The 25208-nt window shown below is 61.3% G+C and carries 19 protein-coding genes; 12 read left to right on the forward strand and 7 right to left on the reverse strand.

The window, feature by feature from the left end:
* Positions 1 to 139: 139 nt before the first annotated feature.
* The 3 genes from ACN08Y_RS05520 to ACN08Y_RS05530 form a co-directional block, all read right to left on the reverse strand.
* Positions 140 to 364 carry a DUF3107 domain-containing protein gene (locus ACN08Y_RS05520; protein WP_419104637.1) on the reverse strand — a complete coding sequence of 75 codons (225 nt, stop codon included), beginning with the start codon at positions 362 to 364 and terminating at the stop codon, positions 140 to 142.
* Between the two features lie 126 nt (positions 365 to 490).
* The gene (locus ACN08Y_RS05525) at positions 491 to 1135 is read right to left on the reverse strand and encodes a TetR/AcrR family transcriptional regulator (RefSeq protein WP_419112066.1); all 645 of its coding nucleotides are present in this window, start codon (positions 1133 to 1135) and stop codon (positions 491 to 493) included.
* 69 nt (positions 1136 to 1204) lie between these two features.
* Entirely contained in the window at positions 1205 to 2500 is a 1296-nt protein-coding gene (locus ACN08Y_RS05530; protein ID WP_419100588.1) for a glutamyl-tRNA reductase, read from the reverse strand.
* Between the two features lie 233 nt (positions 2501 to 2733).
* Here ACN08Y_RS05530 and hemE point away from each other — a divergent pair, with 233 nt between their 5' ends.
* The 8 genes from hemE to hemL all read left to right on the forward strand — a co-directional run bounded on the left by hemE (position 2734) and on the right by hemL (position 11874).
* The gene (gene hemE / locus ACN08Y_RS05535) at positions 2734 to 3864 is read left to right on the forward strand and encodes a uroporphyrinogen decarboxylase (RefSeq protein ID WP_419100587.1); all 1131 of its coding nucleotides are present in this window, start codon (positions 2734 to 2736) and stop codon (positions 3862 to 3864) included.
* A gap of 8 nt (positions 3865 to 3872) precedes the next feature.
* Positions 3873 to 5348: a protoporphyrinogen oxidase gene (hemG, locus tag ACN08Y_RS05540; RefSeq protein WP_419104634.1), complete on the forward strand. Its 1476-nt coding sequence runs from the start codon at positions 3873 to 3875 to the stop codon at positions 5346 to 5348.
* Between the two features lie 32 nt (positions 5349 to 5380).
* Entirely contained in the window at positions 5381 to 6163 is a 783-nt protein-coding gene (hemQ, locus tag ACN08Y_RS05545; protein ID WP_419112067.1) for a hydrogen peroxide-dependent heme synthase, read from the forward strand.
* Positions 6164 to 7486 carry a ferrochelatase gene (locus tag ACN08Y_RS05550; RefSeq protein WP_419100584.1) on the forward strand — a complete coding sequence of 441 codons (1323 nt, stop codon included), beginning with the start codon at positions 6164 to 6166 and terminating at the stop codon, positions 7484 to 7486. It begins immediately after the preceding gene.
* 106 nt (positions 7487 to 7592) lie between these two features.
* Positions 7593 to 8606 (forward strand): hydroxymethylbilane synthase, encoded by a 1014-nt coding sequence (hemC, locus tag ACN08Y_RS05555; RefSeq protein ID WP_419112068.1) that lies wholly within the window; start codon positions 7593 to 7595, stop codon positions 8604 to 8606.
* A complete protein-coding gene (locus ACN08Y_RS05560) occupies positions 8603 to 9445 on the forward strand; it encodes a uroporphyrinogen-III synthase (RefSeq protein WP_419112069.1) in 843 nt (280 codons plus the stop codon). Before hemC ends, ACN08Y_RS05560 begins: the two co-directional genes overlap by 4 nt.
* Before the next feature lie 13 nt (positions 9446 to 9458).
* Positions 9459 to 10469, forward strand: a complete 1011-nt coding sequence (gene hemB / locus ACN08Y_RS05565) for a porphobilinogen synthase (RefSeq protein WP_419112070.1) — start codon at positions 9459 to 9461, stop codon at positions 10467 to 10469.
* 79 nt (positions 10470 to 10548) lie between these two features.
* Positions 10549 to 11874, forward strand: coding sequence for a glutamate-1-semialdehyde 2,1-aminomutase (gene hemL / locus ACN08Y_RS05570; protein ID WP_419104628.1), 1326 nt, complete (start codon positions 10549 to 10551; stop codon positions 11872 to 11874).
* Positions 11875 to 11996: 122 nt separating this feature from the next.
* On the opposite strand, the gene ACN08Y_RS05575 is transcribed toward hemL, so the two are convergent.
* Positions 11997 to 13334, reverse strand: coding sequence for a threonine/serine ThrE exporter family protein (locus ACN08Y_RS05575; RefSeq protein ID WP_419110190.1), 1338 nt, complete (start codon positions 13332 to 13334; stop codon positions 11997 to 11999).
* A 102-nt stretch (positions 13335 to 13436) separates the two neighbouring features.
* Positions 13437 to 14327, reverse strand: a complete 891-nt coding sequence (locus tag ACN08Y_RS05580; protein ID WP_419112071.1) for a DMT family transporter — start codon at positions 14325 to 14327, stop codon at positions 13437 to 13439.
* Between the two features lie 29 nt (positions 14328 to 14356).
* Between ACN08Y_RS05580 and ACN08Y_RS05585 the strand changes: the two genes are divergently transcribed.
* Positions 14357 to 14851, forward strand: coding sequence for a MarR family winged helix-turn-helix transcriptional regulator (locus tag ACN08Y_RS05585; protein WP_419100573.1), 495 nt, complete (start codon positions 14357 to 14359; stop codon positions 14849 to 14851).
* Here the strand turns inward: ACN08Y_RS05585 and ACN08Y_RS05590 are convergent.
* Complete coding sequence (locus tag ACN08Y_RS05590; RefSeq protein ID WP_419112072.1) at positions 14848 to 15537, reverse strand: 3'-5' exonuclease; 690 nt, start codon at positions 15535 to 15537, stop codon at positions 14848 to 14850. The two genes, ACN08Y_RS05585 and ACN08Y_RS05590, sit on opposite strands and share 4 nt — an antisense overlap.
* Positions 15538 to 15681: 144 nt before the next feature.
* Between ACN08Y_RS05590 and ACN08Y_RS05595 the strand changes: the two genes are divergently transcribed.
* Positions 15682 to 19272 (forward strand): PD-(D/E)XK nuclease family protein, encoded by a 3591-nt coding sequence (locus tag ACN08Y_RS05595; RefSeq protein ID WP_419112073.1) that lies wholly within the window; start codon positions 15682 to 15684, stop codon positions 19270 to 19272.
* Positions 19273 to 19286: 14 nt separating this feature from the next.
* Entirely contained in the window at positions 19287 to 22952 is a 3666-nt protein-coding gene (locus tag ACN08Y_RS05600) for a UvrD-helicase domain-containing protein (RefSeq protein WP_419112074.1), read from the forward strand.
* A gap of 2 nt (positions 22953 to 22954) precedes the next feature.
* Here ACN08Y_RS05600 and ACN08Y_RS05605 read toward each other — a convergent pair whose 3' ends face one another.
* Positions 22955 to 23938, reverse strand: a complete 984-nt coding sequence (locus ACN08Y_RS05605) for a phosphotransferase (protein WP_419112075.1) — start codon at positions 23936 to 23938, stop codon at positions 22955 to 22957.
* 38 nt (positions 23939 to 23976) lie between these two features.
* Here ACN08Y_RS05605 and nudC point away from each other — a divergent pair, with 38 nt between their 5' ends.
* Positions 23977 to 25203, forward strand: coding sequence for an NAD(+) diphosphatase (gene nudC / locus ACN08Y_RS05610; protein WP_419112076.1), 1227 nt, complete (start codon positions 23977 to 23979; stop codon positions 25201 to 25203).
* Positions 25204 to 25208: the final 5 nt, after the last annotated feature.

Below are 25208 nucleotides of genomic sequence, written 5' to 3' on the forward strand. Positions count from 1 at the left end.
TAATAAGCCAAATGAAAAGTTATATTGTACGACCGGGCAACCAATAACATGCACCATTCTACCGTCTCCGGCATAAAAAAGAAGAGAGGGCCGGCCGCTGGTCACCAGCGGCCGGCCCTCTATGCCGAAACATGGGTGTTTAGCCGATGCCAAAACCTACCCGGTGCTTGGACTCAATACCCAGCTCCACAAAGCCAATTTGAGCCCCGGGAACTAGGGTTGTGGCGCCCTTGGAGTCGGTCAGTTCCAGCAGGCCTCCGGTCTGCAGAGCTTCTGCCACCTTAGCGCGAACCTGCTCGGCGCTTTCATCAGATTCGATAACGACCTGGGTGGGAACGTTCAGTACACCAATTTTGATTTCCACGGGATACTTCCTTCGGTTTGGGCCCACCTGGCGCGGGCTCTGGCAGTGTTCCTCAGTCTACGGCAGGGGAGCGGCAGCTCGTGGCAGGTTTCGGTCTGAGCTGACAAGCACGCGGGGTAGGCCCGCCTACTCCCAATCTTCGTCAATAATTGAGATGCCACCCCAGGCAAGCCGGAAAACAGCTCTCTCGGCAAGCGCTAGCTGCTCAGCAGAAGTTTCGGTGCCTACCACCATGTGAGCGGCGGCCTGCGTCATGCCGGTGAGCATGCGAGCAGTCATCATAGCTTCGCTAAAGTCCATGCCTGCATTGGGTGCCAGAACATGTGCGATGTGCTCAGCGATCCGGGTGTGCATGCTCTCGATACGTTCTTGAACAGCAAAATCCGTCTGGATATCAGACTCAAAAATAATGCGGTAACCCACCACATTGGTGCGCGCGAAATTAAAGAAAGCCTCGATAACGCCTTTGACGCGTTCCTTATTGACGTTGGTTCCGTGCAAGGGGCTAACAAGGTTTGTAAGGAGCAGTTCAATCTGTTCATCGAGAACAGCTAGGTAAAGATCCCTCTTACCAGTGAAATGCTGATAGAGCACAGGCTTAGTGACCTGCGATGCCGAAGCAATATGATCCATGGTGGTGCAGTGGTAGCCCTGGGAAGCAAAAACGCGGGCCGCATTGCTAATCAGCTGTTGGCGACGTAAATCTTTGGGTAGGCGACTAATCCCGTTAGAATCGCCCTGAGCTGGCTGGTCGGGAAAGTATGCGGACATTGTGTGTGGCCGGACCTCTGGAACGGTGGATGTGGACAAGGCTAAAGCGGCCCTTGGCGTGGCCGCTCGCTAGGAGGCATCGGTTTGAGGCGATACCTCGTCAGCGGAGTTCTCTTGAACTTCGATGCCGTAAAGAGCTTCTAGCGCTGCCACATATTCATCGGTCCTACCGTCACGTGCCAACTCACGGGCTCGAACGGTGGGTGTATGTAACAGCGACTTGACCATGCGACGCATGGCCAGCTCAAGCTGCTCGGTAGCGGCAGTGCAACCGTACTGGTTATGTACCTTCGCTACCTCGGCATCAAGCACACTCATGGTGTGTTGCCTCAGAGCAACAATAGCAGCGTCTACACTGCGAGCCTTCTCTTTGACGGAAAACTCGGCAGCTTCTTCGTCCACAATTGTGCGGGCAGTATTAACCGACTCCACGGTTTCTTCGGGGGCGGCCAGGCGCACCGACTCCAGCGTGATGAGCTCGACCTGGGGAAGATCAGCTACCTCCGGCGCAAAGTCCCTGGTCAGGGCCAGGTCGAGGATAACGCGCTTTCCTTCGGGAATCTCAATGGGAAGCATGGGTGAAGCGCCACCAGAGCACCCAATAATGATGTCTGCCTTTCGCATCTGCTCATGGAGCTGGCCGTGGGGGACGGCAAAAACGCCTCGTTTGTCGGCAAAAGTAGCTGCACGATGAGAACGCGAATAAATCCAGATATCGCTGGTTCCCCTGCTGTGCAAGGCCGCTACAGTCGCGCCAGCGTAGGCTCCGGTGCCAAAAACCAGCACCCGACGATCCTGCCAGGACTTCTCGGCCACCTCATCTGCCATATCAAGGGCAACAGAAACAATAGAACGACCGCGCGAACCCAGTAATGTGCGCTGGCCAACCTTACGAGCAGTCTGCGCGCCGTGGTCAAAAAGCCTGACCAGGTTGCCTGTAGCCCGCCCCTTATCTTGCGCTAAGGTAAGGGCCCTGCGAACCTGGCCGGTAATTTCGCGCTCGCCAACCACAGCGGACTCAAGGCCAGAAGCCACAGTGAAAAGGTGGTGGGCGGCATCGGCATTGACCAGAATGTCGAAGCTATTCTCAACGATGTCGTAGGAGAGGCCGGAACCTCTAGCAATCAGCTCAAAGATACGCTCAGCAACTGTGATGACATCGTTGCTGATGTTTTGCTCGGTAGCGCCCGGTTTGCTGGGGATTTCTGCGTAGAGTTCGAGCCGATTGCAGGTAGACAAAATAACCTCACCACGAACACCGGTTTTCTCAAGGTTTCGCTGAATTTTCTCAACTCCTTCGCTGAGAAAAGCCACGGTGGTGAGGTCAACAGAGCGATGCGATGCTACAAGGCTAAAAATGGTCACAACGTCTCTATCATAAGGGGGTAAATGAGCTTTATCGCTGACAGTCTGTCACTAAGGTTCTCAAAAGTGGCCTGAAGTGTGCAAATATGGGGCAAAAGGTTCTTCGAAAGTTGTCAATTATTTATGCGTTTCCCTCGGCTAGCCCCTGTGAAAAGAAGCATCCACCCCTGCACCGGCGACTCAACGACAGTTTGTCTCTAAAGTTTTGGCATAAACTTGGCAGAATGGAAGATATGAGTCAGACCAATACCGCCCCCCTGCGTCAGCGCGCCCTACTTACCGATGAGCAGCTCGCCCATCTACCCACCCATCACCCTCTCAAAACCGCACATACCGGTGAGTCCGCCATGATTCGCACCCTCACCGGCCGCTCCGCAGATCACTCACCGGTCTGGTTCATGCGCCAGGCAGGGCGCTCCCTGCCCGAATACCGCCAGATACGCGAGGGAATCCCCATGCTTGATTCCTGCCTCAACCCTGAGTTAGCCGCTGAGATTACTCTCCAGCCGGTTCGCCGCCACGGTGTCGATGCCGCTATCTTCTTCTCTGACATCGTTATCCCCATGAAGCTTGCGGGTGTCGGCGTAGATATCGTGCCCGGGCGCGGCCCCGTCCTCGATGCCCCCGTGCGCACCCTTGAAGACATCAAAAATCTGCCCGAGCTTGAAGACTCAGCACTTGATCCCATCCGTCAAGCAGTAGCCCTAACCGTTGAACAGCTGGGGTCCACCCCGCTCATCGGGTTTGCCGGTGCCCCTTTCACCGTGGCCGCCTACATGGTCGAAGGCGGGCCCTCGCGCGATCACCTGCGCCCGCGCACCATGATGCATGCAAACCCAGAAGCCTGGGAAGCTCTGGGTCAGTGGGCCGCCCGCACCTCAGCCCAGTTCCTTGCCGCCCAGATCGAGGCTGGCGCATCGGCCGTCCAGCTCTTTGACTCCTGGGCCGGCTCCCTAGGCCAAGCTGACTACCGCCGCTTCGTCCAGCCCCACTCAGCTGCCACCCTGACCGCCATTGAGCACTACGGTGTGCCCCGCATTCACTTTGGTACCGGCACCGCCGAACTGCTACCGGCCATGCTCGAGGCCGGCGCAGACGTTATCGGCGTGGACTACCGTCTTCCCCTGTCTGAAGCCCAGCGCAGACTCGGCGGCGGCATTGTCCTGCAGGGTAATATCGACCCCGCCCTGCTAGCCTCAGGTTGGGATGCCTTGGCCGCACACACCGACAGCGTTCTTGAAGAAGGTCGTTGCGCACCGGCCCACGTGGTCAACCTGGGACACGGCGTACCGCCCACCACCGATCCCACCGTACTAACCAGACTCGTCGAATACATCCACACCCAGACCCGCAAGGCTAGCTGAGGCAGGCAATGGCACAGGAATTACACGGCACCAGACCGCAGAACACCGCCCTGGTGATTGGCGGTGGAGTCTCGGGCCTCTTAGCCGCCCGCCAACTCGCCCAAGCCGGTAAAAAAGTGACTCTGGTGGAACGCGAAAGCCACCTGGGTGGCGCTGTCGGTGCCCACCAGCTTGCAGGGCTGGTGCTGGACTCCGGTGCTGAATCCTTTGCAACTCGCACCACAGCGGTCAAAGATTTGCTGACCGAGCTGGGCCTAGCTGACCGTATCGTCACCCCTCAGCCACGCGGTTCCTGGCTCTACCTGCCCCAGGGAGCTTTTCCCTCACCGTCCACCGGTGTGCTGGGTATCCCCGGTAGCTTTGATGACCCAGCCTTCAAAAAGATTCTGGACCGATCCGGCTACCGGCGAGCCAAACTGGACATGGTTCTGCCCCGCTCCGCAGGTACCCACGCCAAAACGCTGGGCGACCTGGTCCGTATCCGCATGGGCCAGCAGGTTCTGGACCGACTCGTTGCTCCCGTCGTTTCGGGCGTTCACGCTGTGCACCCTGATCAGCTAGAAATTGCAACCATCGCCCCCGGCCTGCTTGAGGGTCTTAAAGAACTGGGATCCCTAGCTGCCGCGTCGGCCCGTATGCGGGCAGCCTCACCGGCAGGATCCCAGATCGCAGGCATCGAGGGCGGCATGAACCAGCTCTCCGAGGCACTGGTCGATGAACTGCTACGGCACCGGGTACGTATTGTGACCGGCTTTGACACCATCGCCGTTGACCGTGACCCCGTCACCGGCGCCTGGACTGCTATCCAGCGCCAGCCCGAATACGGCGAGAAATCGGCCATGATTCACGGTGAACTCCTGGTGGTAGCAACCGATGCCCAAACCAGCATTCGCCTGCTTGGGCCTCACCTGCCTGCCTCGTCCTTACCTCCCATCACACCCGGCCCCGAGGTCGCACTGGTTTCCCTGGTCCTTGACCAACCAGCACTGGACTCAGCCCCCCGCGGAACCGGACTGCTGGTCAGCGAAGCCGTCACAACGGTCCGTGCCAAGGCTCTGACCCACGCCACCGCCAAATGGGACTGGGTCGCAGAAAAAGCGGGGGAGGGCCGCCACCTGGTCCGTCTCTCCTACGGGCGCGGTAAGGAACACGACACCTCACCCCTCTCAGAGCTAGCCTTGCACGATGATCAACTCGTTACCCTGGCCCTGCACGATGCCGGTCAGCTCCTGGGCGTTCCCATCAGTAAGAGCCAGCTGGTAGCCGCCGACGTAGTGCGCTGGCCAAGCGCCCTACCGGCTACCGCACCCGGGCACCGCCAACGGGTCGCCGGATTCCGCTCGGCTCTCGAAGACCTACCGGGAGCTACCGCAGTGGGAGCCTGGATCGCCGGCACCGGTTTAGCTGCCGTGACTGCAGACACACAAGCTCATATCCGCAGCTTTGCAGAACGCAAGAAGCCCACTGCATCCCACAAGGACTAACCATCACACCCCAGGACAGAAAGGTCCCCTCAATGTCACACCCCACCGCACAGCAGGGCCACGGCTACGGCACTACAGGCCACGGATCACACCCCGGCCAGCCCCAGAAGGTTCAGGGGCAGGTTCCCGGTGCACCCGCCGAGGGCGATTCCCAGCTCTACTATGCCCTCTACACCGTTTTCGCCCGCGACACCGCACCTGTAGCTGATGTAACCGGTGCTGCCGCCACCGCCGAACTCGAACAGCTCGAAGAAGCCCTTAAAGCAGAGGGCGTAACCCTGCGAGGCTTCTACGATGTCTCGGCTATGCGCGATAACGCAGACATCATGGTCTGGATTCACGGCGAGAAGCCAGAAGCCCTGCAAGCCGCTGTCCGTAAAATCCGCCGCACCGCCGCTTTCTCCGGCACCAAAATTGTCTGGTCCACCATGGGTGTTCACCGCGATGCCGAGTTCACCCGCCAGCACGCCCCCTGCTTTGCCAAGGGGATCGCTCCCGAAGCCTGGGTCTGCGTCTACCCCTTCGTACGTTCCTGGGACTGGTACTACATGAACGCCGAACGTCGTGCCGAAATGCTTAAGAACCACGGTATGAAGGGGCGGGACTTCCCCCAGGTCCTGGCCAACACTATCGCCACTTTCGGCCTGAACGACTACGAATGGGTCCTGGCTCTTGAAGCCCCAGAACTGGTAGATTTGGTCGATATGATGCGTCACTTCCGAAATACCGAGGCCCGCCTCTACGTCCGCGAAGAGACCCCCTTTTACACCGGTCGCCGTATCCCGGCGGCAGAGATTGTGCAGGTACTTGCCTAAATGACTACTCAAATTCCTCAAGATATTATTCCCAACCTGACCGACCCTAACAACACTGCATCTAACGGCCCCGCCACACTAGATCAGACTACTTTGGGTTCTTACCACGGCGAAGAGAATCTGACCCGCCCTCGCGCTTCGGTCCCTGTTGACTACGACCTGGTCATCCTTTCCTCCTTCGGCGGCCCCGAAGGCCAGGAGGATGTGATTCCCTTCCTGCGTAATGTTACCGCCGGGCGCGGTATCCCTGACGAACGTCTGGAAGAGGTAGCAACCCACTACCGTGCCAATGGGGGAGTCTCACCCATCAACGCCCAGAACCGTGCCCTGCTTGGGGCCCTCCAAGAAGCTCTGGCCGAAAAAGGCCCAGATATTGAAATTACCTGGGCTAACCGCAACTGGGATCCCTACGTGCCAGATGTCGTTGAAGATGCCTACCGGCGCGGTAAACGCAAAATCTTGGTCTTAGCAACCAGTGCTTACCCCGGCTACTCATCCTGCCGCCAATACCGGGAGGACTACGGCCTTGCCCTAGAAAAATTGGGCTTAGAAGGCAAGTTACAGATTGACAAGGTCAGGCAGTTCTTTGACACCCCCGGCTTTATCACACCCTTTGTTGAGGGACTAGTTGAGGGCCTCAAAGACGTACGCGCTCGCCTGACTCAGACCCAGAAGCCTGCCGCCGGTAACGGTAAAATTCGTGTGATGTTCTGTACCCACTCGGTCCCTACCAGCGCCGCAAACGAAGCAGGCCCACGCGGGGTGGACTATGAAGGCGGTAGTGCCTATGTAGAAAAGCATCTGCAGGCCGCCCGCGCGGTTTTGTCCGGCGTTCAGCAGATTGACCCCGATCTGCTGGATAAGGTGGATTGGGAGCTGGTCTACCAGTCCCGTTCTGGCCCGCCCACCATGCCCTGGCTTGAACCGGATGTCAACGATGCCCTTGAGGCTCTCGAAGGTGCAGTGGATGGCGTGGTTCTAGTTCCCTTGGGATTCGTCTCAGACCATATGGAGGTCATGTGGGATCTTGATACTGAGGCTTTGGATACCTGCGAACGCCTCGGATTTGTAGCCACGCGCACCCCGACCCCCGGCACTCACCCCGCCTATGTGGAAGGCCTGCGCCAGCTGATTGCTGAGCGTGTTGCCTCCACCGCTCCGGCTCAGGATGCCCAAGGCGTGCAAGAAGCCAGAGACAGTGTCTGCGGTGGCAAGGGTTGGTTTGACTTCTGCAATCCCAACTGTTGCAAATCTACCCGCCCAGGCTCTGAGAAGCCCGTGATTGCCAACTACACCGGCGACATCACCGGCGGAACCCGCTAAGAAAGCACAGGCACCGATTGGCTCCTTACCCTACTGGCCCCGGTTCCCGTCTAGGGGACCGGGGCAGGGTAGTCTAGAGGACCCAAAAAACAACGAGGATTCAGCGATGGTAGCTCAGCACTACAGGGTGGGCACACGAGGCTCAGCCCTGGCAACCACCCAGACAGCCTGGGCCGTGGAGCAGATACGCTCAGCAACCGGCCTAGTTTTGGACACCGTTACGGTGAAAACGGAAGGGGACGTCTTGACCGGCCCCCTATCGCAACTGGGTGGCACCGGTGTCTTCGCCGCGACCCTGCGTTGCCGCCTGCTGGAGGGGGAGGTTGATCTTGCCGTGCACTCCCTCAAAGATTTACCGAGTGCTCCCTGCCCAGGGCTAACCGTAGCCGCAACACCCCTGCGTGAAGACCCTCGGGATGCCCTGTGCGCTCGTGACGGACTGACCCTAGATACTCTGCCAGCCGGGGCCCGGGTGGGGACCGGCTCACCGCGCCGTGCCGCTCAGCTCTTGGCCCTGCGCCCCGACCTAACCATCGTCGATATTCGCGGCAATGTGGGCACCCGCCTGGCCCGGGTGGCCGGGAATGAAGCCTATGGGGTGGGCGCTCACGGCCTGCACGGCGAGAAGAAACTGGGCGCTATCACCGGTGACTGCGACGCTGTGGTACTGGCCGCCGCTGGCCTGCGCCGACTGGGCCTGGAAAAGACCATTACCGAGTACCTCGATACCGACCGGGTGCTCCCGGCCCCCGGGCAGGGCGCCCTCGCCCTGGAAATTCGTTCTAAGGAACTTGAGGGGGCGGAAAAAACTGCCTTGGGTACCGCTGTGCTGGCGGTTAACCACACTAAGACCCAGCTTGCTGTGACTGCTGAGCGTGCTCTGCTCCGTCGTCTTGAAGCCGGGTGCGCCGCGCCTATTGGGGCCTACGCTCAGGTCAAGAGCGGTCAGCTCGAACTTTCGGTGGCCGTTGCCAACCCCGCAGGAACCCAAGTCATGCGACATAGGGTAGCTACCGCCACGCTCAGCCCAGAAACCGCCTACGAGCTGGGGGTGCGTGCGGCTGAGGAATTACTGGCAGATGGCGCTGCTGAGCTGGCAGGGTTAGGAGAACAAAAATGAGCACCTACCTGATTACCAGAACCTCTCACCAGGCCGCCGCTTTTACCCGTCAAGTCCAGGCCCACGACCCCGCCGCTCGGGTGCTGTGCGCACCCGTCCTCCAGGCGGTTGCCCGCCAACCTGAGGACTGGGAAGAAATCGCCTTTGCCCTGGTGCGCGGTGAGTTTTCCTGGGTCACTTTCACCTCTGCCAACGGGGTGCTGGGCCTTGAAAAACTGGCCCAAGAGATTGGTCAGCCCCTGGTTCAGCTCCTGGGAGCAGCCCAGATCGCGGCGGTAGGCCGGGCTACCGAAGCCGCCCTGACCGAACGCGGCCTGCTGGTTGATTTTGTTCCCCACACCCAGTCTGCCGCCGGCATGATTGAAGAATGGCTAATTGACGAAGAGTGGGAAGACCCCACCACCGAAAAGGTCCTGGCCGTGCAGGGTACTACCGCCAGCCCCGTCCTTGAAGATGGCCTGACCGATTACGGCTACACTGTTGCTCCGCTGGCCGTCTACGACATGGTGCCCTACCCGGCTGACCTGCCCCTAGCCGAACCCGAAGATACCCAGGATTCTCAGGCCCAGGACGATGCTGTGGCCCTCACGCTGGAGCAGGCCCGTGAAGCCCTGGCAGAAGTGGACGTTCTGGTAGCGACTTCACCCCTGCTCCTGAAAACCCTAGCCCGGTCGGTTAGTTTTGCCCTACCGCCCACCGTCGCTATTGGTGCCAGCACCCGGGCTGCGGCGGAGGCCCTGACCCAGCCTGCCCGCCCGCATAAGATTTCGGTAGCCACCAGCCCCGCCCCGGCAGACCTGGCAACAGCCGCCTTCTTAGCCTCCCAGTCCGCATCCTAGAGAGTACAAAACAGTGTTCCAGCCTTCATCCTTACCCGTCCGCCCCCGCCGCCTGCGCACCACTGCCCCCATGCGGGCGCTGACCGCAGAAACCGCCCTGACCCCTGCCAACCTGGTCCAGGTTCTCTTTGTACGCGACGGCATCGACGCCCCGGTCGCGATTGAATCCATGCCCGGTCAGTACCAGCACACTCTAGACACCGTCATTGGTGAGGTCCAAAAGGCCGTGGATGCCGGTGTGCGCTGTATCGACCTCTTTGGTGTTCCCCGCGACCAAGATAAGGACGCTATCGGCTCTGCCGCCTGGGCACCGGACGGCATTCTCAACCGCGCTATCGCCACTGTGCGCCAGCACTTCGGGGACTCCGTGGTTGTCATGGCCGACACCTGCCTGGACGAGTTCACCGACCACGGCCACTGCGGCCCGCTGACCACCGACTCCCAGGGTAATACCGTGGTTGATAACGATGCGGCGGTAGAGGCCTACTGCAAGATGGCTGTTTCCCAGGCACAAGCCGGTGCTCACACGGTCAGCCCCTCGGGCATGATGGACGGCCAAATCGCCGCCATGCGTACCGCCCTAGACCAGGCCGGCTTCACCGATGTCTCTATCCTGGCCTACTCCGCCAAGTACGCCTCTGCCTTCTTTGGTCCCTTCCGCGAGGCGGTAGGTTCCACCTTCACCGGGGACCGCAAGACCTACCAGCAGGATCCCGCCAACCGCCGCGAATCCCTCTACGAGGTTCAGCTTGATATTGAGCAGGGCGCCGATATGGTCATGATTAAACCGGCCACCGCCTACCTGGATATCGTGCGGGAGGTTGCTGACTTCTCACCCGTGCCGGTGGCCGCCTACCAGGTCTCGGGGGAGTACGCCATGATTGAGGCCGCCGCCGCCGCTGGCTGGATTGACCGCAAGGCCGTAGCCCTAGAAGCCCTTATGGGGATTCGCCGGGCCGGTGCCTCCATTATCCTCACCTACTACGCCACAGAAGCCGCTACCTGGTTGCGCCAGAAGGCCTAGCGGGTTAGCTTAGACTCAGACTCACCGGGGCGCTCGTGCCATACCGAGCGCGCCGTCCCCACGAAAGGAAGCCCGGTCAATGACCGTCTCTGAAGAACTTTTTGCCCGCTCCACCCAGGTTATTCCCGGTGGCGTGAACTCCCCGGTTCGTGCCTTTAACTCGGTGGGTGGCACCCCCGCTTTTATGGTGGAGGCATCCGGCCCCTACCTGACCGATGCCGATGGCCACAACTATGTCGATTTGGTCTGCTCCTGGGGCCCAGCCCTGCTGGGGCACAAACACTCCGCCGTTATCGAGGCGGTGCACGCCGCTGTGGAACACGGCCTATCTTTTGGCGCTTCGACCGCCGCCGAAACCGAACTGGCCGAGCTGGTGGTCAACCGTATTAACGCTGTTGCACCGGGCACTATAGACCAGGTGCGCATGGTTTCCACCGGCACCGAAGCCACCATGACCGCTATCCGCCTGGCACGCGGCTACACCGGCCGCGACAAGATCATCAAGTTTGCTGGCTGCTACCACGGCCACGTGGACGCTCTGCTCTCCGAGGCAGGCTCGGGTGTTGCCACCCTCTCCCTGCCCGGCTCCGCAGGTGTTACCGCCGCAACCGCCGCTGAGACTATCGTCCTGCCCTACAACGACGAAGAGGCTGTGCGCGCGGCCTTTGCCGCCCACCCCGGCCAGATTGCCGCCATCATCACCGAGGCCGCCCCCTGCAACATGGGTGTGGTGACTCCCGGCGAGGGATTTAACGCTTTTCTGCGCCAGGTCACCAGCGAGAACGGCGCTCTGCTGATTTTTGATGAGGTGCTGACCGGTTTCCGCGTCTCCTCTGCTGGCTACTGGGGCTACTCCGCTCCTTCCGAGGGTAACTGGGCCCCCGATATTTTCACCTTTGGCAAGGTTATTGGTGGAGGCATGCCCACTGCGGCTCTGGGCGGTAAGCGCCAGGTGATGGAGTATCTGGCACCGACCGGCCCGGTCTACCAGGCGGGCACTCTCTCGGGTAACCCGATTGCTATGGCCGCTGGCCTGGCAACGCTTAGGGCCGCCGATGACTCGGTCTACGCCACCATTGATGCCCGTTCGGCCCAGCTTCAGCAGGCCCTGACCGAGGCTCTGAATGCCGCCGGTGTAAACCACTCGCTCCAGCGGGCGGGCAACCTGTTCTCGGTTGCTTTTGGTACCGCTGAGACCGGTGTGCACAACTACGAGGATATTAAGAACTCGCAGACCTACCGTTACAATGCTTTCTTCCATTCCATGCTCAAGTCCGGTGTTTACCTGCCCCCGAGTGCCTATGAGGCCTGGTTCCTCTCTGCCGCGCATGACGATGCGGCCATGGATCGGATTATCTCGGCCCTGCCTGCTGCAGCGGAAGCCGCTGCACAGGCTGTGGCCTAAAGGCTAAGAACTAGCTAGACCAGCTCAGGACGGGGCCAGAGGGCCCCGCCGTAGAGCCTAGAAGCCCCGCACCGGTAAAAGACCGGGGCGGGGCTTCGTTTCTCAAAGATGTGTACAGGGTTTTAACGCATGTGCTCCTTGGAGAGCGCCCCCAGGTTCTGGGTGTCCCGGTCGTAGAGCCAGTCACGGTCCATGAGCAGGCGGGAGAAAGCCAGCCCCATTCCCAGGGCAAGGAAAATCAGTAGAACCCGCACCAGACTGTTGAGAGCCTGAGCCACATCTCCGTTGGAGAAATGGGCCATGGACATGTAGAACATGACCCCCGGGACCATGGTGACAGCCGCCGGGACAGACAGAGAGATACGGGAGAATCGCCGCTGGTAAAGCGGGGTAATAACCTCAGATAGCACACCCGCCGTAAAGACAGCCAGGGCAATAGCCAGGTGCGGTGCCCAGCCTGCCTCGGTGAGCCAGATCCTGCCGGGGTTCACCAGGGCCGCTATCAGCCCCGCCCAAGTACAGGCCAGGGGAGTGGCAGAGAAAAGCATGGCGAAGCCGTAGGCGGCGGTGAAACTGGCCAGTACCTGCAAAATGATAAGCCCAGGCAGGGGCAGATGAGGCGGCGGAGCCTGTTCCAGGGGCAGACTAAAGAGTAGAGCCACCAGCCAGACTGCACCCGAGGCACTGGTGAGTAGCAGAGTGACATAGGTGAGCCTAGAGATGCCCGAGGCGAAATCCATGCGGGCTATATCCAAGAGGCCCGTGACCAGGGGGAAGCCCGGAACCAGGTAGAGGACCGAGGAGATAAAGCCGACCAGGTGGTTATCGGCTATCAGCCCCGGCAGAATCAGGGCGTTCATGGTTGCCACATACAGACCAGCCGAGAGCAGGCCGCACAGGAGCCAGACCGCCATATGGTTCATACCCTTGTGCACGAGTTTGGAGCGTAGCAACTGCCCCGCGAAGGCTGAAAGTAAGACCACCGCGCACTCAATGGGCCCACCCCGGTTAAGGAAGGCGAAGCCGGCACAGGCCAGGCCAGCGGCCAGGGCGAGAAGCCAGGGCGCGTAGAGGGGCTTTTTCTTCTCAATACGGGTCAGTGTGGCTGCGGCTACGGCGGGGTCAATCTGCTCGGGTAGGGAGGACACAAAATCCCCGAGTAGGTCAATCTTGTAGGCGTTGATGCCCTTGGTGCGGGTTTCGGCGATTTCGGTGCGGAAGTGCTCACCGGCGTAGGCGGTGGTGGAGATTTCGGTGAAGGTGATGTGGGCGTGGTGCTCATCCAGCCCCACCGCTTTGGCCAGGCGGGCCATTGAGGCCTTAACCCGGTAAGCGCTAGCGCCCGATTTCATCAAGAGAAGACCTAGCTGCATGACTACCGCCGATTGGGCAACAAGGCGCTGGTGGGCGGTAGGGTTAGCCCCCATATAGATGCCGCCGGTGGGTGCTGGCTCGTTCACGGTCGTCCTTTGGGCTAGTTTTATGTGGGGTATTTCTCCTCTATCTAATCTAGTTGAGTCGTCCCCCTAAGTGGCCTCTCGAACAGCGTGACGGTGCTTATTTTATGCCCTTGTGCGGGATAGACGGAGGGTGCCGGTGCCCCACATGATCCCGGTAAGGATGAGCAGGCAACCTAGCCCCTGGAAGAGGGTGAGTGATTCGCCCGCTAGCAGGATACCTAGCAGGAGCCCGGTGAGCGGGTTGAGTAGCCCAATGATGCTGACCGTTGAAGCCTGTAGATGTGCCAGGCCACTGAACCAGCAGAGGTAGGCCACCACGCTTGCGAAGATGATGATGTAGGCATAACCGGCGTAGGTGACGGGCTCCTGTGGGGGTAGTGGCCCTTCTAGTACTAGAGCTAGCGGGAACAAAACCAAGCCGCCCGCAGTGAGTTGCCAGGCGGTGAAAGTGGCTGGTCCTACGGGTGGTTGCCAGCGGCGGGTGAGCACAAAGCCTAGCGCTGAGGTCAGCATGGCACAGGCCGATGCAACTAGGCCCAGAACATCGAGTGTCCCGCTGAACCCACCCAGGAGGAGAGCTACACCAATTATGCCCAAGATTCCACCCATCAGCTTAGGGGTGGTGATGCGCTCATTGAGGAGGAGTCGGGCCATGAGGATAGTGGCGATGGGAGAGAGCGCCATAATGAGTGCGGCGATACTGCTGGGCAGGCGGCTACCGGCAAGATAAACCAGCACGAAGAAACCGGAGATGGTGAGGGAGCTAATAACCAGGGTTTTGACCCACCAGATACCTTGGGGGAGCTGACGCGTGAAAAGGAGGAGAAGCAGGCCTGCTGGTAGGGCGCGAATTGCTGAGCCGGTGAGCGGATAGTCCATAGGCAGGAAATGCCGGGTCACATAGTAGGTGGAACCCCAGATAAGCGGGGCAATAGCGGTGATGAGAATCTTTGACCTAGAATTAACTTCCATGGAAGCAAAATTTACTTCCATGGAAGCTATCTGTCAATGGGAGGGTAAATATGGACCGGGTAGATTACATCCAAGAGCAATGGCGGCGTGAACGCCCAGAAATAGATTTAGCACCGCAGAGCATCATCGGGCGACTTCACCGGCTAGCTCGTTACCTAACCGAAGACATCACTGCTGTCTACCGAGAATACGGGCTCAACGAAGGGGAATTCGATATTCTCTGTACACTCAGGCGACAGGGAGCTCCCTACGAAATGCGGCCAGCTGATATAGCCTACGGAACTATGGTCACTACCGGGGGGACCAGTAAACGATTAGACCGGCTGGAAAAAGCAGGACTCGTAGAACGTACTAGTAGCCCGGAGCTTGATGGAAGGTCAAAGCTGGTCCGTCTTACCATGCGTGGCCTTGAGACAATTAATCGCGCCTTCGAAGCGCATATGGAGAATGAGAAACGACTGGTATCTCATTTCTCAAACGAGGAACGGGAACAACTCCAGAGCCTACTGACCCTGTGGCTGGGGCGCTACGAGGACTTGGGCTAGGCGTAGGTGCGCACCGGCCATTGGCCGGAAACCTCGGCCTGCTTGCCGATGCGGTTGAAGTAGTCCTGAAGCTCAGCGGCCTGCTCAGCAGCCCAGGTCACCTGGAGCTCGTGCAAGGCGGTTGCGGCTTGCTCAATCTCCGGGTACTCAAGGCTCATAGCGGTCAGGAGACGCTCGGCAGCCAATGCGTCGTCCTTAGATGTATGCGCGTTTTCCAGGTCCACCCCGTACTCACCGGCCAGCACCTCCAGGGTGCGCTTACCCTTCTTAAACTTGTGAACCCGTTTATTAATAACCAGGGGATCAAGAACCGGGTAGCAGGTCAGAGCTGGGTAGCCGTAGCGGGCCAGCTCCTGGTTAAGGACCGAAAAATCGTAGGAGGCGTTAAAAGCAATCACGGGGACACCATCGGCAAAGAGACCACCAAGTGCCATAGCCACCTCGTAGGCTACTTTTTGGGCGGGTTGGCCGTGCTCACGGGCGTACTCGGTGGTGATGCCGTGGACCGCCGCCGCCTGCTCTGGGATCTCAACCCCGGGGTCAGCTAGCCACTCACCGGCGTGCAGAACCTCGCCCTCCGGGTCAACCAGCACCAAGGAAGCGGTGACGATGCGGGCAGTCTGCGGGTCAACGCCCGTGGTTTCAAGGTCAAAGGTGGCGCGGGGAAGCTCGGTCCAAGAAGTCATACTACCGATAGTAGCCGCTCAGCCCGCTCCGGCTAAATATTGGAGGGCACAATAGACGGCATGCTTAAAGTGTCAGCCACCTATGATGGTATGGAAGAAGAATATTCACAGAGCAAGAACCCGCCCGGCCCCAGAAAGACCCCTATGAGTGAGAACCTCCCCCCGTCAGGCTCCGCGACCCTGATTTTGGGTGCCCCGGGCACCGGCAAAACCCATAGCTTGCTCGCCCAGGCTGTTGAACATATTGAGTCGGGGGCTGACCCCGCCCGCCTGCTCGTTCTCACCCCAACCCGTGTGAGCGCAACCCGCTTCCGTGAGGCTCTTTCCGCCCGTATCACCGCCACCGTTTCCAGTGCTCCGGTACGCGCCTGGCAGGCCTACGCTTTTGACCTACTCCGCCGCGCCCACATCCAGGGCTACCTGCCCGGGGTTGAGTTTTCTCCCAAGCTCCTGAGCGGGCCGGAACAAGATGTCTTGTTCAAAGAACTTTTGGAGGGGCACCGCCAGGGGCAGGGGAGCGCCCTCACCTGGCCCCATGACCTGCGTGAGGCTCTGGATACTCGGGGCTTCCGCCACGAGATCCGTGACTTCTTTGACCGCATGGCCGAATATGACCTCACCGCTGAGCGGGTGCGGGAACTCGGGGAGAGCCTGAACCGGCCCGAATGGGTGGCGCTTGCCGCTCTCTACACCGAATACCGCCAGGTCCGTGCCCTGCGCGCACCCCACGCCTACGACCCTGCCGGGCTGATCCACGAGGCAGTCAAAGCCCTGGTCGCCAACCCGGCCCTGCTGACCGCTGAGCGGGCGAGGTTTGACCTGGTGCTCATCGACGATATCCAGGAGCTGACCCCCTCAATTTACCGCCTGCTCACGGTGCTGGTGGGGCACGATGCCGCCGGTTTCCTAGCAGAGAGCGCCGGTGCCACGGCTGAGCTAGCCCGCCAACAGGCAGACGACATAACCGCTGCCTTTGCCCACCGACCAGCCGTCACCCTCACCTCTTGCACGGACACCGTGGTGCAGGGCTTCCGTGGGGCCAGCCCCCACTTAGCCAGCACCCTGCCAGGGGTCTTTGCCGGTCGGCTTGAAACCTGTCACCTCAGCACCAGCTGGCGCATGGCCCCCGAGCTTGCCCAGCGCTGGCAGGCCGTGGCTCAGCGCCTTCCCCTGCTGGCTCATGCCGCCCACACCCGCCAGCTTGACCCGGCACCGCAAGCACCCAGTGAGCAGGCCCTGCTACCCCTGGGCGATGACGGCTCCCTGCTCAACCCCGAAAAGGCGGGCGATAGCCGTCCATCGGTCATGGGCCTGGTGGTGGAGAACCCGCAGCAGGAAAACCAGCTGATTGCCCAAATGATTCTGGAAGACCACCTGTTCAGGGGCAGAGCCTTCAAGCGGAGCGCCATTATTGTGCGTAAGGGCTCCGACGTCACCCGCCTCAAACGAGCTTTGAGTAATCTTGGTATTCCCGTGGCGACCGCCGCTTCGCTGACTCCCGTGCGTGACGAACCGGCGGTACGCCCCTTCCTGGACGCGCTGAGCCTGATTTTGCATACCCGCTCCCTGCGAGAAGCCGAAGCGGAAAACAGCGGGGGCACCGAACCGCAGAGCCCAGATAGCATGGAAACTCCCAGCACAGAAAACTCTGACACCGAGAGACCGCAGGCTGATGGCCTACCGGCTGGTGCACAACCCACCGGAGCCGGGACCACAGATGTTCTTGCCCGCTGGGGCCTGGGGGCTGACACTGCTGTTGCCCTGCTGACCTCCCGCCTGGGCGGGGCATCCACCATGGAAATCCGTAGGCTCCGCCAGCGGCTTCGTGCCGATGAACTGCGAGCCGGTGGCAACCGCGATAGCGATGCCCTACTGGTAGAAGCCCTGGTCAATCCGCACCTGCTTCCTAGCACAGGGGCCGGGCCGGCCGCCCGCAGACTGGCCGCCGTGCTGACCGCTGGTGACCGCGCTCTTGACCAGGCCGGTGCTACCGCCGAGACCGTGCTGTGGGCACTCTGGGAGGCATCGGGGCTGGGGCCCCTGTGGCAAGAGCAGTCCACCACCGGGGGCAGTGGTGCCGACCGAGCCAGCCGCGACATCGACGCCATGATCGGCCTCTTCGAAGCCGCCGAACGCTACACCGACCAGATGCCCGGCGCTACCGCCGAACAGTTCCTGGCCTACATCGATGCCCAAGACCTGCCCATGGATACCCTGGCCGAGCGCACCAGCTACCGGGACGCACTGGAAATCATGACACCCGCCCTGGCCGCTGGCCGCCAGTGGGACACCGTCTATGTAGCTGGGCTCCAAGACGGCACCTGGCCCAACACCACCGTGCGCGGCTCACTACTGGGCAGTCTTGACCTGGTCGATGCGGCCATCGGCTCCCTGGCAGGTAACCAGCAGAGCGGCGGCCCCCAGCCAGCGCAGGGCGTCAGCCGTGGCCAGCTCCTGACCGAACGCCTGCGCGCCACCCGCTATGACGAAATCCGCATGTTCTCCACCGCCATCTCCCGCGCCAGCGACCGGGTGGTGTGCACCGCCGTCTCGTCCCCGGACCAGGCACCCAGCGAACTGCTCGATATCTTCGCCCCGGCCCCCGGCGGTGAACGGGAACTCACCGAGGTTCGCAGGCCCATGACCCTGCGCTCGCTGATTGCTGAGCTCCGCCAGTGGGCTGAGGCCCAGCATCTTTCACCGGCCAAGGCTGAGGCCGCCGCCCGGCTCCTGCACCGGCTGGCTGACCCCGACCAGACCGCTGGCTTCACCCTACCCGGTGCTTCACCGGCCTCCTGGTGGGGCATGCTCCCGCTGTCCTCGACCAGCCCGGCTTTTGATGGTTCAGGGCCGGTCCCAGTGTCGCCCTCACAGATTGAGAAGATTCACCGGTCGCCCCTGGACTGGTTTGTGGCCGCCTCCCGCGCTGAAGCGGCCACCGACACATCCCGCTCCCTGGGTACCCTGATTCATGCCATCTGCGAAGAGATGCCCGATGCCAACGGCACCGATTTGCGCGATGAACTGCACCGCCGCCTACCCCAGCTGGGCCTGCCCGACACCTGGGAGAGTCAGAAACTGGTGGAGCGGGCAGAGAAAATGATTCAGCGCTTTGCCGACTACGTGCGTGAACTCAAATCCAAGGGCCGTTCCCTGGTGGGTGTAGAAGGCTCCTTCAGCGTGCTGGTGCCCGGACCTGCCCGGGACGCCCTGCTCTCGGGCCGCGTGGACCGTATTGAGGTGGACCAGCTGGGGCGTTTCCTGATTCTTGATATAAAGACCGGCAAGCAGAAGCCCACCCGGGCCGAGCTGGAACGCCACCCTCAACTGGCGGCCTACCAGGTCGCCCTCGAAGCCGGTGCCGGTGCCCTCATGCGCCAGGCCCTTGCCCCCGACCGGGAACAAGCCCAGTCCGCTAGCTTGGATCTTCCCACTCAGGAGGTTGGGGGCCGCCAGGTACCGGTGCTAACCGGCCTGCAGGAGCTCTCCGGCGGTGCCCTGCTGCTACAGCTAGGTGGCTCAACCGCCAGCTACAGCGAACAGGAGCAGGCACCTCTCACCGCAGAGAGCACCTGGGCCGTAGAGCTCATCAACCGGGCCGCCGTCCTGATTGCGGGTCGGGAGCTCCAAGCTCGCCATACCGCCGGTGGCCCCTTCGGCATCGGCTGTGCCCTGCCCGATATCTGCCCGCTGTGTTCACGGGGACGCACCATTACCCACCGCCCTGCCCAGTAAGTTTCAGGAGAATCATGACCAGCTACGACCCCACCGCTGCCCAGCCCTTCCTGACCCCTGAGCAGATAGCCCAAGCCCTGGGGCGGCCAGAACCCACACCTGAACAATCCGCTATCATTTCTTCTCCGCTGGTGCCCCGCCTAGTGGTGGCCGGTGCCGGGTCCGGCAAAACGGCCACCATGGTAGACCGCGTGGTCTGGTTGGTAGCCAACGGCCTGGTGCGGGCTGACCAGGTGCTGGGCGTGACCTTTACCCGCAAGGCTGCCGGCGAGCTACGCGAGCGTATGCGCTCCCGCCTTGAAGAACTGCGCAGACAGGGGCTGGTTCGCCAGGTGCCGGGGGAGCGGGGCGAGAACATGACCTCCGACCCCACCATTTCCACCTACCATTCCTACGCCAATACGCTGGTTTCCCAGTACGGTTTGCGCCTGGGCATTGAGGACGATGCCCAGATGCTCGGCGGGGCGCAGACCTGGCAGCTAGTGGCTCAAATTGTGGAGCACTATGACGGTAAGCTCCCCGAAAAAGAGGTGGCTAAATCCACTATGGTGAAGGCTGTCATTGAGCTTTCGGGCGAGTGCGCCGAGCACCTGGTCAGCCCCGACCAAGTCATTGAGTGGTGCCTGAAGACTCGGGCCTCCATTGCGCCCCTGGGCAAGCCCACAGTCAAAGGGGCTACCGGTGAGCAGAGAGAAATCGTCCAGAACCTTGACCTGCGAATATTCTACGCAGACCTGGTCAAACGCTACTCTGCCATCAAGGCAGGTATGCAGGTCATGGACTACGGTGATCTCATTGCCTACGCCGCCAGGATTGCCCGCGAGGTTCCCCTGGCCGCTGAGACTGAGCGCGAGCGCTACCGGGTGGTTCTGCTTGATGAGTTCCAGGACACCTCCCACGCTCAGATGCAGTTGTTCTCTGACCTTTTTAGTGCTTCTAAGGGGCGTGAGGCCCACCCGGTCATGGCGGTGGGCGACCCCAAACAGTCTATTTATGGTTTCCGTGGGGCATCGGACGGTCAGCTCTTTAGCTTCTACGATTATTTCCCTGCCCAGGACTGCAGCGCCAGCTACCTGACGGTGGCTTGGCGTAACGACCGGGCGATTTTGGATGTAGCCAACTACAGCGCCGCCCCGCTGAGTTCTCAGCCGGAGTGGGTACGTTCGGCCCACCGCATCGAGGTGCCCGCTCTAAAGCCCCGTGAGCAGGCCGACGCTGGCCGTGTGCTGGTGGGCAACTATCTGACCGACCAGCACGAGGCTCGTGCCCTGGCTCAGCAGATCGCCTCAGAACGTGCTCGCTGGGCCCATGAACCGCTGAGCCAGATGCCCACCATGGCGGTGCTCTGCAAGAAGCGGGCCATGATGGAGCCTATCCGTGAGGCCCTGGACGAGCTGGGCCTTCCCTACCAGGTGGTGGGCCTGGGCGGTCTGCTCGATACCCCCGAGATCGTCGATACGGTAGCCGTCCTGCGCGTGCTCAGTGACCCGGGACGGTCGGATGCGCTCATGCGCCTACTGGCCGGTGCCCGCTGGCGACTGGGTGTTTCTGACCTGCTGGCTTTTGCTGAGTGGTCGGGGGTTCTCAAACGCCAGCGTGAGCTGGAAATCCGCTACGGTATGGCCGCTGAGTATGCCCAGGTGCGGGCTGAACAGGAAATCCTGGACGGCCTGGATAGGGCCCCAAGCCCTGCTACCCAGGGGAAGGAGGAAGAACTAGCACCGGAAGAGGCCTACCGCAGGCTCCTGCAGGCGGCGGCCCCCGATGTCACCGATGGCTCCTCCCTGGTTGAGGCCCTGGAGAATCTGCCCGAGCCGGGGTGGGTATCACCGCGCACCGGGCGGAGTATCACCGATGAGGGCCTGCACCGCCTGCACCTGCTTGCCCAGGAGTTAGAGCACCTGCGCCAGTTCACTGCCGATGACCTGGGCACCCTGCTGACTGAAATTGAGCGCACCCTGCTGCTTGATATTGAGTTGGCCGCCCGCCCCGGCACCCGTTCGGCCCTTGCCCGCCGCCACCTGGACGCTTTCCAGGAGGTCGCGGCCTCCTATGAGGCCAGCGCCCCCCGCGTGAACGCCCTGCTTCTGGCCGCAGCTAAGGGTCTGGAGGCGGAGGAGGGCGAAAACACCGTGCGCTTCTCGCTGAGTTCTAGCGCTTCGTCAGCCTCAGGCATCAGCGGTTTTTTGGCTTGGTTGGATGCCGCTGCTCAGGAAGAGTCCGGGCTGGATATGGCCGCTGAGGCTCCCCGGCACGATGCCGTCCAGCTTCTGACCGTCCACGCTTCTAAGGGCCTGGAATGGGATCATGTCTATGTGCCCGGTTTGGCGGTCGGAGAGTTCCCCGATGCTAAGGATGAGCGGTGGACTAAGAAGAGTAGTACCCTGCCCTGGCCCCTGCGCGGGGACGCAAACTATCTGCCCGGTTGGCGCGAGGACTTTGAAAACCTGCGTGACCTGGGCGAGTTTACCGCCCTGCTCTCGGAGCAGGCTGTGGAGCACCGCATCGGTGAAGAGCGCCGTTTAGCCTATGTGGGTTTTACCCGTGCGCGTTCCCTGCTTACCCTGACCAGTTCGGCCTGGAAGGGTACCGCAACTAAGCCCCGTGCATTCTCGGAGTTTGTGGAAGAACTTATCCAGGCCCCCACCCCGCTGGTGGAGGTAACCGCCAGGGTGGATGAGGACCAGGTGGGTGTTGCCAACCCGCAGTCGGCTAGCATCACCACCGCCGCCTGGCCTTTTGACCCCTTTGACGGGCCGCAGGTGCACACCTGGCAGAGCCTGGAAGAACTTGAATCCGCCACCGATGCTCCCCTGCAGGTGGAGCCGGTAGCAGTCGGGTCTGCTACGGGGCTAACCCCCCGGCAGGTGGTGGAGCGGGCGGCCCGGAACGTGCTGCGTGGCGGTCTTGACCCGCAGGAGGGGCCCAGTCCCGAGCAGGCCCTTGCTGAGCTGAGTGCGGAGCAGAGAGCGCAGACCCTTAAAACCCTCGAGGACTGGCAGGAGGAAACCGAGCTTCTGCTGGCTCTGCTTGCTGCACCACCTGCCGAGAGTGACTTTGAACTACCGGGGCATCTTTCTGCCTCCCTGCTGGTGAACCTGGTGGCTTCACCCGAGCAGGTGCTGGCCCAGATTCGCAGGCCCATGCCGCAGAGGCCGGGTATTGCCGCCCGCCAGGGTACCCTCTTCCATAGCTGGGTGGAGGAGCATTTTGGGCAGACCGGCATGCTGGATGTGGATGAAGATTTTGACGATGATGCCGCTGACCAAGAGCTGAACCTGCCCCAGCTTCAAGAGAACTTCTTGGGCAGTGAGTGGGCGGACCGAACCCCTTGGGCGCTGGAGTATCCCCTAGAAACTCCACTGGGTGCTGTGACGGTGCGTGGCCGTATTGACGCGGTCTTTACCACCGTCGATGAGCAGGGGCAGACTGTCTGGGAACTGGTGGACTGGAAGACCGGTCGGCCCCCGCGTACGGAGAAGGAACTTAAAAAGCGGTCGGTTCAGCTTTCGCTTTACCGGCTGGGTTTTGCTCGCCTGCAGGGGATTGCACCGGAGCAGGTCCGGGCCTACTTCTTCTATGCCTCAACGGGCCAAACTAAAGAAATTACCCGTTTTAGTAGTCTGCAAGAGCTGGAGAAGGCCCTAGCCCGGGCCGAGAAGCTGGGGCGGGAAGGCTAGAGCTAGTCCAGGGGCTGGGGTTTTTCCTCGTCCAGGTCCGGGGCAAGCGCCTTGACAGCAAGCAGTTCGGCTTCAAGGTGATTGAGCATGGAGACCGCCTCAGAGATCATGACGCGGTCTTCAAGCTCGGTGCCCCGAATAAGCCACTGAGCCAGGCCGAACTCTGCGTAGAGGCTGGCGCGGGCTTCTAGGTTGCGGTCGGGCTCCTGGGGCATTTCTTTGCGGTAGGTTTCAAAGATCCGCTCCCTAAAGAGGGGGTCTTCGCAGGCGTAGAGCCAGGCAAAGTCTTGGGCAGGGTCGCCTACACAGACCTCGGACCAGCCGGTAATTTCGACGACCTTTTTCTGGTCGAGTACTAGGTTGTCTTCGTTGAGGTCGCCGTGAATCACGCGGGGGCGGAATTGCCACATGGCGGAGTTATTGAGTTGCTGTTCCCAGCGGGTGAGCAGACCTGAGGGGACTTTGCCGGTAGCTACGGCGCGGTCAAGCTCGGCTAGGCGGCGTTCCCGGATCTGTTCGCCGGTGTAGACCGGCAGGTCGGCTTCTTCAACGATGGTGGTGGGGAAGACGTGAATGGTGGCGATGTAGTGGGCGATCTCATCGGCAATGTTGGTTTTGCCCTCGCGGGTGGAGTAGGAGATATCGGCTAGCTCGTCGATGTCGCAGTGCTTACCCGGGATATGGGTGTAGATGAAGGCTTGGCGGCCATCGAGCGGTACGGTTCCTACGATGGTGGGTACCAAAAAGGGCAGACGGGCGCGGATACCGGGCGAGAAAGACTGGAGGATAACGTGTTCGGCTTCAAGGCGCACGCTGGCTTCGGGGTGTTTGGGTGCACGCACGCGCCAGCGTTTGTCGGCTGAGTCGATGATGATAGCTGAGTCGAAGTCGAGGGCATCGTCGGCTGAGGGCAGTGCGGCTACGGGGTAGAGCCCGGGTACGCCTGCTGATACGATGGCGGCAAGTTGAAGGGGAGTTGAAGTCACACTTCCAAGGGTACAAGAGAAGACGGGATGAATTGGAGATGAACGCTGAGAATTTGACCAATCTCTTAGCCGATGGGGCGGGTAGGGGCCTTGCTCCCGGTGTGCTGAGGCCTTTGGGGCCGCTACCGCTGGTGGCTGATGGGGTGTCTGCCTGTGCAGGGGCGCGGGAGGTCGAGGGCTTTTTCGCAGGTTTGGGGCGGGCACTGGCCGGTGAGCTTGACCCGGCTTTACCTACCTGCTGGCGGGAGCTTTACCCCTGGGCGCAACGGCCCTACCTGGTTGCCGTGGATTCTGGTCGCGTTTTGGTGGGGGAGGGTGAACGTCCGGTGCCCCTGAATCTAGCAGAGATTTTTGAGCTGAATACTGCTGCCCTGCTGGATTACACGGCAGTGGATAGGCACCGGCAGGTTAGTCTGCTCTACGCCGGCAGTCTATGCTCCCGCGCGCAGAACACGAGCGCATCACAGGGGCCGGGTCAACCCCAGCTAGGGCAGGCCCCCGTTCTTGCGCTGACTGATCGGTTTGAAGATTTCTTGTGCCTTGGCCCGATAGTGGCCCAGGGCTTTGAGAACCAAGAAGCAGGCATCGCCCAGGTGCTTGCGGCCCGTGCCGGTGGTCGCTGGGTGGGCATCCGTGACTATGCGGCTTACGGTTACGGCGGGTCGAGCCTGGCCTATGCCTGGGGTCGGGTGCTAGCTTCGGCTGCCTCCTTGACCGCCTGGCACGCTTGGGCAGGTTTTGACCCGGCTACCGGGCAGGCTACATTCGCTACCCGGGCCGGCTGGGTGCGGGTCAGTGAATCGGGCCGCGAGATTTTCCCCCGCACCGATCCGGCGGTGATTAGCGCAGTGACCGCTCGCTGGGAGGGAGCAGAGAAAATTCTGCTGGGCCAGGCCCGCGCCTGGGGGCCGGGGCGCTACTCAACCTTCGCTGGGTTTGTGGAGGGCGGGGAAGCCCTCGAAAGCGCGGTCCTGCGGGAAGTCTACGAAGAGTGCGGCGGTCAGGTAAGCGCCATGCGCTACCTGGGGTCACAGCCCTGGCCTTTTCCGCGCTCGCTCATGTGCGGTTTTATGGCTGAGATTTCTAACCCGCAGGCAGTCAAACCCGACGGTCTGGAAATCGAAAGAATCCGCTGGTTTACCCGCCAGGAGCTGGTCCGGGCCTATAGCTCGGGCGAGGTTCAGCTCCCGGGCACCGGTTCAATCTCCCGCCACCTCATAGAATACTGGCTGGGCGCTCCGCTCCCGGTTAAAGGAGAGCGGTAGACTAG

This window comes from Rothia sp. P5764 (assembly GCF_048512965.1).
In the GTDB taxonomy this organism is placed as follows: domain Bacteria; phylum Actinomycetota; class Actinomycetes; order Actinomycetales; family Micrococcaceae; genus Rothia.